This is a genomic window from Duganella callida, from assembly GCF_004614165.1.
Lineage (GTDB): Bacteria > Pseudomonadota > Gammaproteobacteria > Burkholderiales > Burkholderiaceae_D > Rugamonas > Rugamonas callida.
In genome coordinates this window covers 1-8,105 of record NZ_SPVG01000194.1, presented here as the reverse complement: position 1 = coordinate 8,105, position 8,105 = coordinate 1, and the positions used below count along the sequence as shown (strand labels likewise).

Annotated in this window: 9 protein-coding genes; 8 read left to right on the top strand and 1 reads right to left on the bottom strand. The window is 66.3% G+C overall.

The annotated features are described in order from the left end of the window. From E4L98_RS30110 to E4L98_RS19675, 5 genes are all read left to right on the top strand, one after another. A partial coding sequence (locus E4L98_RS30110) for a hypothetical protein (RefSeq protein ID WP_167761390.1) occupies positions 1–206 on the top strand: 206 nt, incomplete at its 5' end. Positions 207–240: 34 nt separating this feature from the next. Beyond that, positions 241–2,562 carry a M20/M25/M40 family metallo-hydrolase gene (locus tag E4L98_RS19690; protein WP_167761389.1) on the top strand — a complete coding sequence of 774 codons (2,322 nt, stop codon included), beginning with the start codon at positions 241–243 and terminating at the stop codon, positions 2,560–2,562. Positions 2,563–2,600: 38 nt separating this feature from the next. Beyond that, positions 2,601–3,905: a crotonyl-CoA carboxylase/reductase gene (gene ccrA, locus E4L98_RS19685; protein ID WP_135203247.1), complete on the top strand. Its 1,305-nt coding sequence runs from the start codon at positions 2,601–2,603 to the stop codon at positions 3,903–3,905. Continuing rightward, positions 3,886–4,578 (top strand): 4'-phosphopantetheinyl transferase family protein, encoded by a 693-nt coding sequence (locus E4L98_RS19680; RefSeq protein ID WP_167761388.1) that lies wholly within the window; start codon positions 3,886–3,888, stop codon positions 4,576–4,578. Before ccrA ends, E4L98_RS19680 begins: the two co-directional genes overlap by 20 nt. Before the next feature lie 59 nt (positions 4,579–4,637). Beyond that, positions 4,638–5,393: a ThuA domain-containing protein gene (locus E4L98_RS19675; protein WP_135203245.1), complete on the top strand. Its 756-nt coding sequence runs from the start codon at positions 4,638–4,640 to the stop codon at positions 5,391–5,393. A 107-nt stretch (positions 5,394–5,500) separates the two neighbouring features. Here the strand turns inward: E4L98_RS19675 and E4L98_RS19670 are convergent, their stop codons facing one another. Further along, on the bottom strand, positions 5,501–5,941 hold the full coding sequence (locus tag E4L98_RS19670) for a DUF2147 domain-containing protein (protein WP_135203244.1): 441 nt from the start codon (positions 5,939–5,941) through the stop codon (positions 5,501–5,503). 155 nt (positions 5,942–6,096) lie between these two features. Between E4L98_RS19670 and E4L98_RS19665 the strand changes: the two genes are divergently transcribed. Genes E4L98_RS19665 through E4L98_RS19655 form a run of 3 tightly spaced genes read left to right on the top strand, consistent with a single transcriptional unit; the run spans position 6,097 to position 8,046 of the window. Next, on the top strand, positions 6,097–6,387 hold the full coding sequence (locus E4L98_RS19665; protein ID WP_135203243.1) for a hypothetical protein: 291 nt from the start codon (positions 6,097–6,099) through the stop codon (positions 6,385–6,387). Positions 6,388–6,435: 48 nt separating this feature from the next. Next, entirely contained in the window at positions 6,436–7,062 is a 627-nt protein-coding gene (locus E4L98_RS19660) for a helix-turn-helix transcriptional regulator (RefSeq protein ID WP_135203242.1), read from the top strand. An 18-nt stretch (positions 7,063–7,080) separates the two neighbouring features. Further along, entirely contained in the window at positions 7,081–8,046 is a 966-nt protein-coding gene (locus E4L98_RS19655; RefSeq protein ID WP_135203241.1) for a threo-3-hydroxy-L-aspartate ammonia-lyase, read from the top strand. Positions 8,047–8,105: the final 59 nt, after the last annotated feature.

Sequence of the window (8,105 nt, the reverse complement as noted above, 5' to 3'; positions counted from 1 at the left end):
TGTGGCTGCTGCCATCGTTCTTCATGGGCTTCTGCCTGATCCTGCTGGCCTGCTTGCTGGCGTACATGAGTGCCGATGGCGCGCCGCTGCTGCATGCCGGCGTCGATCCCGGTTTTACCCTGGTGCTGCACCTGGTGGCGCTGCCGCTGGCCGCCATCGTCCTGCTGACGATGTGGCCGCGGCTGGCGCGGCTGCGGTCGGCCTGATTCCCGCCTCTTCATTCAATGGATGACTTTCAGCATGGCCACCCAAACTACCCTCTCTCCTAAAGTCAACTGGGCGCTCGGCAGTTGCGCCATCCTGGTCCTGCTGTTGCTGGCGGTGCTGGGGCTGAGCGCGGCGCGCCTGCCGGCGCCGCAGCCGGCCAGCGCGCCGTCCGACGCGTTCTCGGCGGCGCGTGCAATGGACCACCTGCGGCAGATCGCCCACGAGCCGCACGCGGTCGGCACCGCCGCCAATGCGCGCGTGCGCGCTTACCTGATCGAGCGGCTGCAGGCGCTCGGTCTGCAGCCGGAAGTACAGACCGGCATGGGCCGCATGAACAACCGGCCGTGGGGCGCGGTCGGCATCGTCAACAACATCGTGGTGCGGGTGCCGGGCGCCAGCAGCGCGGCCGGCGGACCGCCGCGCAAGGCGCTGCTGCTGGCCGCGCACTACGACTCGGTGCCCACCGGTCCCGGCGCGGCCGACGATGGCGCCTCGGTGGCCGCCATTCTGGAAACGCTGCGCGCGCTGCAGACCGGCGCGCGGCTGCAGAACGATCTGATCGTGCTGTTCACCGATGGCGAGGAAGCCGGCCTGCTCGGTTCCGATCTGTTCGTCAAGAGCCACCCGTGGGCCAAGGAGGCCGGGCTGGTGCTCAACTTCGAATACCGCGGCAACAGCGGGCCGATGCTGATGTTCGAGACCAGCCCCGGCAACGGCAAGCTGGTCACGGCGCTGGCGCAGTCGCTGCCGCAGCAAGTCGCCAGTTCCATGCTGTACGAGCTGTACAAGGTGATGCCCAACGATACCGACATGTCCTCGTTCAAGCGCATCGGCGTGCCGGGCCTGAACTTTGCCGCCATCGAAAAACCGGTCAGCTACCACCTGCAGACCGACAGTATCGATAACCTCAACCAGGCCACGCTGCAGCAGCAGGGCGAGATCATGCTGACGCTGACGCGCCAGTTCGGCAACCGGCCGCTGGAAGACCTGAGCGCGACCGACCGCGTGTACTTCGACCTGCCCGGCATCGGCCTGGTGCACTACACCACCACCGCGGTGATCCCGCTGATGCTGGTGACCGCGGCGGCGCTGTGCGCGGTGGCGGTGCTGGGCATCAAGGGCGGCATGCTGCGGCCGCTGCGGGTGCTGCTGGCGATGCCGCTGTTCCTGTTGATGGCGGTGCTGCTGGGCGTGGGCTGCCAGCTGATCTGGGGCGGCGTGTCATTGCTGCATCCCGAATACGGCGTGCTGGGCGATCCATACAACAGCCAGTGGTATCTGCTGGCCTTCGTCGCGCTGGTGATCGGCGCCTACATCGCCATGAAGGCCGGGGTGGCGCGCTGGCTGCGGCCGATGGAACTGGGCTTCGGCGCGCTGGTGCTGTGGCTGCTGCTGTTGCTGATCACCAGCTTTGCCATGCCGGGCGTGACCTTCATGTTCGGCTGGCCGCTGCTGGCCATGCTGGGTGTGCTGGCGGTGCTGTTCTCGCGGCGCGGCAGCGCGGTCACGGCCGGCACCCGCACCGCGCTGCTGGTGCTGGGCCTGGCGCCGGCGGTGATCCTGTTCGCGCCGGTGGTGCGCAATCTGTATATCGGCCTGAGCCCGCAGATGTCGGTGGTGACCGGACTGGTGCTGGCGCTGGTGGCCGGCCTGATGACGCCGCTGCTGACGGTGCTGACGCGGCGCTTCCTGCTGCCGGCGGTGCCGCTGGCGGCCGGCGCGGTGTTCCTGATCGCCGGCTCGATGACGGCGCAGATCGACGCCGCCCATCCGAACACGTCCAACCTGTTCTATGCCTGGGACAGCGCGTCCGGCAAGGCATTCTGGATTTCGCGCGACCAGCAGCTGGGCGGCTGGAGCAAGCATTACTTCCCGACCGTCAGCGACAAGCAGCAGGTGCCGGAAGTGTTCGGCGTGAATTCGCGCAAGTATTGGGTCAGCCCGGCGCCGCGGATGCCGGGCCTGGAGGCGCCGCAGATCGCGGTGCTGAGCGACACCAGCAAGGATGGCGTGCGCGAGGTGAGGTTCAAGGTGCGCACGCTGCGCCAGGCGCCGGTGTTCTCGGTCAAGGTCGAGGGCGCCGAGGTGCTGGCCTCGCGCGTGGACGGCCAGCCGTTCACGCAGAAGCCGAATCCGCTGTGGCTGCTGGAAGCCTACGGCATGGAGCAGCGCGAGCTGGAGGTGGCGCTGCAGGTCAAGGCCGGCAAGCCGTTCAACATCCGCGTCAACGACGAAACCTATGGTTTGCCGCACAACGGCATAACGGTAATGCCGCGTCCCGCCGGCCTGATTCAGAGTATTTACGGCACCAACGGCGACACCGTGCGGGCCGTGCGGGTGAAGAGTTTCAGCTGAACGTGGTCCATTCGTAACCGAACCTGGAGACTAATACAATGTCGAAACAGATTTATCCCATCGGGGAACGGCCGCCGCTGGGCGAAGTGCCGCCGCTGATGCATGCCTTCACCGTGCGCCGCGAGCGCTTCGCCGAACCGAAGGACAGCCTGCGCCCGGAAGTGGTGCCGGTGCCCGAGATCGGCGATGACGAGGTGCTGGTGTACGTGATGGCGGCCGGCGTCAACTACAACAATGTCTGGGCCGCGCAGGGCGTGCCGGTGGATGTGATCAGCGCGCGCCAGAAGGCCGGCGAAGCGGTCGATTTCCATATCGGCGGCAGCGACGCCTCCGGCATCGTGTACAAGGTCGGCCGCAAGGTCAGCTGGCCGCGCGTCGGCGACGAGGTGGTGCTGCATTGCGGCACCTGGGATGCCGACTGCCCGCGCGTGCGGGAGGGCATCGATCCGATGTATTCGCCCAGCTTCCGCATCTGGGGCTACGAGCTGAACTGGGGCAGCTTCGCCCAGTTCGCCAAGGTGCAGGCGCAGCAGTGCCTGCCGCGCCCGCAGCATCTGTCGTGGGAAGAATCGGCCGCCTACATGCTGGTCGGCGCCACCGCCTACCGCATGCTGTACGGCTTCACCCCCAACACCATCCGCGCCGGCGAGGTGGCGCTGATCTGGGGCGGCGCCGGCGGCCTCGGCTCGATGGCGATCCAGATCTGCCGCGAGGCCGGCGCGATCCCGGTGGCGGTGGTGTCCAGCGACGACAAGTTCGACTACTGCCTGAAGCTGGGCGCCAGGGGCTGCATCAACCGCAACGATTTCTCGCACTGGGGCATGCTGCCGCACTGGACCGACAAGGCCGCCTACAAGCGCTGGTCGGAGGGCGCGCGCGCCTTCGGCCAGGCGGTGTGGGACGTGGTGGGCGAGAAGAAATCGCCGGCGCTGGTGGTCGAGCATCCGGGCGAGTCGACCATTCCGACCTCACTGTTCGTGTGCGACACGGCCGGCATGGTGGCAATCTGCGCCGGTACCACCGGCTACAACGCCTCGGTCGATTTGCGCTATCTGTGGATGCGTCAGAAGCGCTTCCAGGGCGCGCATTTCGCCAATCACCAGCAGGCGGCCAGTTTCAACCGGCTGGTGCTGGACGGCAAAATCGATCCCTGCCTGGGACGCACCTTCGATTTCGACGAGACCCATCTGGCGCACCAGCTGATGTTCGAGAACAAGCATCCGTTCGGCAATATGGCGGTGCTGGTCGGCACGCGCGAGCGCGGCGGCGGCCGCCATGTGGCGCACAGCGAGGTCTTGGCGCAACCGCGGCTGGAACGGGACCGTGTCGCCGAAGTGGCCTGAGACGCTGCGGCTATGGCAGGCCGACCTCGACGATGCGGGCTGGGACCGTCACGCGGCCGTGCTGCATCCCGAGGAAGAGGCCAGGGCGCAGCGCTACCGCACGCCGCGCCTGGCGCAGCATTACCGGCGCGGCCGCAGCATGCTGCGGCTGCTGCTGGCACGGCAGTCGGGCGGCGATCCGGCGCGCATCGCCCTGCGTTACGGCTGGGCCGGCAAGCCGGAGGCGGATGGCCTGAGCTGCCATTTCAACCTGTCGCACAGCGGCCGCCAGGCGCTGATCGCGCTGGCGCCGTATCCGGTCGGGGTCGATATCGAAAGCACGGCGCACGCCAACATCAGCATGACCGAGCTGGCCGGGCTGGTCTGCCATCCCGACGAGCAGGCCGCGCTGGCGGCATTGGCGCCGCTGCAGCGCGAGGACTTTTTATACCGGCTGTGGGTGCAGAAGGAAGCCTATTGCAAGGCGCTGGGCACCGGCCTGCAGGCGCATCTGCGCGCGCTGAGCTTCGCGCCGACGGCCGACGCCGCGCTGGCGGTGGTGCACGATGCGGCCCGTCCCGCCACCGACGTGCATTACGTGCGCTACTGGCGTGCCGCCGGCGGTTGCGCGGCCGCCGTGTGCCTGCCCAGTCCGCTCGAACCGCCCATGGTCACACAGCTGGTGCCGGACTGATGGTTTTGAGTTAGACTGATGTTAGCGCTAACTTTTTAGCTATAACCGGAGACGAGACCATGAAAAAAATCTTGCTGGCCGTGGCGGCCGGATTGCTGGCGAGCGCCAGTCAGGCGGATACGCAGTACAAGATCCTGGTGCTGGCGATGCCGAGCAAGTACCACTACGAATACATTCCGGTGGCGCGCGAGAGTTTCGAAAAGCTGGGCAAGCTGCACGCGTTCGAGATGACCTACACCAACAAGCCGGAAGTCTTCGACGGCGATCTGAGCCAGTACGCGGCGGTGATGTTCCTGAACACGCCGCCGGAAGAACTGAACGAGGCGCGCCGCAAGAAATTCGAGGATTACATGAAGAACGGCGGCAACGCCATGCTGGTGCACCGCGCGCTGATCATCCCGCCCAACACCTGGACCTGGTATGAAAAGCTGGTCGGCCGTCACGTCGGCAACCATCCGATGCTGCAGACCGGCGTGGCCGACGTGGTCGACAGGAACTTCCCGGCCACCTACGGCCTGCCGGAGCGCTGGATCTGGAGCGACGAATGGTATGTGTTCGACGATCCGTACAAGATCAAAATCCATCCGGTGCTGAACGTGGACGAGACCAGCTACGATCCGACCAAGATCTGGCCGGGCCAGGTCTCGCACGGCATGGGCAAGGACCATCCGGTGAGCTGGTATCACCACGTCGACAAGAGCCGCGTGTTCGTCACCGCGCTGGGGCACGACGGCAATATGTACAAGGATCCGCAATACCTGGCGCACCTGATGGGCGGCCTCTGGTGGACCGCCACCGGCAAGGGCGCGCGCTGAGACCGGCTTAGCGCAGCGCCGGCACGGCCGGCCTGCCCAGCCGGAATACGCTGACCAGCTGCGCCAGATGTTGCGACTGTTCGCGCAGGGCGTCGGCTGCAGCCAGGTCAGTCCTGGCGCAGCCAGGTCTGCGAACGGCCCAGCATCGGTACGCCGATGTAGCCGCGCACGCTGAGTTTTTTACCGCCGTCGGTCAGGTGCAGCTTGCTTTTGTAAACCTTGCCGTTGTTGGGGTCGAGGATCTCGCCGCCGCTGTATTCGTCGCCATCCTTCTTCAGGTTGGACAGGATGGTCATGCCGAGGATGGGCTGGTCCTTGCGCGCGCCTTCGCATTTGTCGCACTTGGGATTCTGCTCTTCATTGGCGTCGCGGAACAGTTTTTCGATTTGGCCGGTCAGCACGCCGTTGCTTTCGGAAATGCGGATCAGCGCTTTCGGCTTGCCGGTTTCGTCGTCGATGTTTTTCCACAGGCCGGCCGGCGAGCCGGGATCGGCGAAGGCGGGCGCGATGCTCAGGGCGGCAGCGGCGATGAGGGCGAGGTATTTCATGGTTGTCTCCAGGGTAATCGTTGTCCGCCGATTATACGAACCCCTGGCAGCATAAAATTAGAGGCTGCCGTCCAAAATCCTACAGCCCGGCGCGGTGTGCGCCGATGGCCGCGTTGGCATGGCTTGCCTACGATGAGGGCAAGGAGGAAGTCATCATGAACAGTCATCACGATTCATCCATCGGCGGTCCCGGCGATGTCGACGGCATCCGCGGCAGCCGCTCCGGCACCGAGGGCGCCACCAGCGGGCAGGGCGTCGACAAGGGCGCACGAACCGCTACGCAGCAGCAGGACAGGCAGGCGCAACGCCAGGGCGGCCCGGCGGGCAGCGGCGGCGAGCCTGGCGGCCTGGGCGGCAACAGCTCGGACAGCCGCCAGTCCGCCGGCCCCGGCGTGATGGAGACCGAGCCGCGCGATAACAAGCAAGAGCGTCGGCCCGGACCGTAAATTTCTCCGGATCTGCACAAATTATCTAAAACGAGATAAAATGTGCAGATGAAGAAAACCAGCGAACATGAACACCTGCTGGCGCAGCTGCGCCAGGTCGCGGACGGACTGGGCAAAACCTTGGCGCCGTTCTGCGAAGTGGTACTGCACGACCTGACCGCGCCGGAGCAGGCGGTGCTGGCGATCCACAACAATCTGTCCGGTCGCAGCGTCGGCGCGCCCGCGACCGAGCTGGGGCTGGCGCGCGCCGCCGATCCCGCGTTCGAACAGGTGATCGCCAACTACGCCAACACCTTCCCCGACGGCCGCCTGGCCAAGAGCACCTCGATCGGCATCAAGGACAGCCAGGGCCAGTACGTGGCCGCGCTGTGCCTGAACATCGACCTGACCGTGTTCCGCAGCCTGAACACCATGCTGACCCAGTTCGGCAGCGTCGACACCGAAGCGGCCGTCACCGATACCCTGCGCCCCAATGGCGCCGACGCCATCCGCAGCCACATCGACCAATACGCCGCCCGTCTGGGCACCACGCCGCGCGCGCTGAAGGCCGAGGAGCGCAAGAGCCTGATGCGCGAGCTGAAGGAAGCCGGCCTCAGCGATGTGCGGCGGGCGATGGATATTGTTGCCGCCTACCTCAACGTTTCCCGCGCCACCGTCTACAACGACGCGCGCTAATCCCCTCCAGGAACCCTCATGAGCGAATTGAAACTGCCTACCTATGAAGACGTGGTCGCCGCCTCGCAGCGCATCGCCGGCGTGGCGCACAAGACTCCGGTGCTGACCTCGTCCACCGCCAATGCCGAACTCGGCGCGGAAGTGTACTTCAAGTGCGAGAACTTCCAGCGCATGGGAGCGTTCAAATTCCGCGGCGGTTACAACGCGCTGGCGAAATTCACGCCGGCGCAGCGCAAGGCCGGCGTGGTGGCTTTCTCGTCGGGCAATCACGCGCAGGCGGTGGCCCTGTCGGCGCGGCTGCTGGGGATCCCGGCCACCATCGTCATGCCGCATGACGCGCCGGCGGCCAAGGTGGCGGCGACGCGCGGCTACGGCGTGCAAGTGGTGATCTATGACCGCTACACGGAAGACCGCGAGCAGATCGGCCGCGAACTGGCGGCGAAACATGGCCTGACGCTGATCCCGCCGTATGACCATGCGGACGTGATCGCGGGGCAGGGCACGGCGGCCAAGGAACTGATCGAGGAAGTGGGACGGCTGGATGTCGTGTTCGCGCCGCTGGGCGGCGGCGGCCTGCTGAGCGGCACGGCGTTGTCGACGCACGCGCTGTCGCCGGGCGCCAAGGTCTACGGCGTCGAGCCCGAGGCCGGCAACGACGGCCAGCAATCGTTGCGCAGCGGCAGCATCGTCCACATCGACACGCCGAAAACCATCGCCGACGGCGCCCAGACCCAGCATCTGGGGCAACTGACCTTCCCCATCATCCAGCGCGACGTGACGGACATCCTGACCGCCAGCGACGAACAGTTGCGCGCCGAAATGCGCTTCTTCGGCGAGCGCATGAAAATCGTCATCGAACCGACGAGCGGCCTGGGCCTGGCCGCCGCGCGCGCGATGAAAGACCAGCTGCAAGGCAAGCGCGTCGGCATCATCGTCAGCGGCGGCAACGTCGACATCGCCCGCTACGCCGAACTGCTGGCATAAAATCCGGGGTCAGTTCTGCCAATCGCACACGGGCTCTGCCGTAGCGACCGCTACGGCAG